We start from the raw sequence: 647 nt of genomic DNA, 5'->3' as shown, positions 1-647 counted from the left end.
TTATTTTTGCACCAGAACCGTTATAGGAGCGTTATATGGATTTTATCAATATTTTAGAAAAAGTTTGGGAAGCGCAATACGTGAATAAAAATATTTTTGATAAAAAATTAAATATGATAGATTATAAATATATGTTAGAACGTTTATAAAATGTTCTAAAAATAATTTCATAGAAAGATTTGATTATTAGTGAAAATTAATAGAGAAGCATTTGATGAATTTAATCAAGTGTGTAATGATTACTTTGAAAAAGACGCAAATAAACATTTTGAAAGAAACACTAAAATTATCTCAGCTAGAGCAGTTATAAATTATGCTTTGCAAGATATAGATAATAAAAATGATGATATTAATGTGTATGAATTAATATCAGTTTCAGACAAAATATTAACATCAATTGAATACTTGTTAAAATCATTAAAAGTCTATGACAAAAAGAAAGACAAAGACGAGTTTTATGGTGTTGAAAATATAAATAGGGATAAATATGATTATTTCAAAGCGATTAGATCATATATAATTGCTCATCCTCTAGAAACAACACATAAAGAATTTTCAAGATTTGGATTTGATAAAAATGTATTATCTGAGGATATTCAAAAGACAAAAGAACATCATAAAACTTTAATGAAAAATATGATAGAAAA

The 647-nt window shown here is 23.3% G+C and carries 1 protein-coding gene; it reads left to right on the top strand.

Annotated features, from left to right (window positions below; genetic code table 11):
* Window positions 1-189: 189 nt before the first annotated feature.
* A partial coding sequence (locus V7038_RS28100; protein WP_335695975.1) for a hypothetical protein occupies window positions 190-647 on the top strand: 458 nt, incomplete at its 3' end.

Source organism: Bacillus sp. JJ783, from assembly GCF_036963225.1.
Taxonomy (GTDB): domain Bacteria; phylum Bacillota; class Bacilli; order Bacillales; family Bacillaceae_G; genus Bacillus_A; species Bacillus_A cereus_U.
Note: the sequence above shows the minus strand (reverse complement) of the source record. Positions and strands in the feature narration are given on the sequence as shown.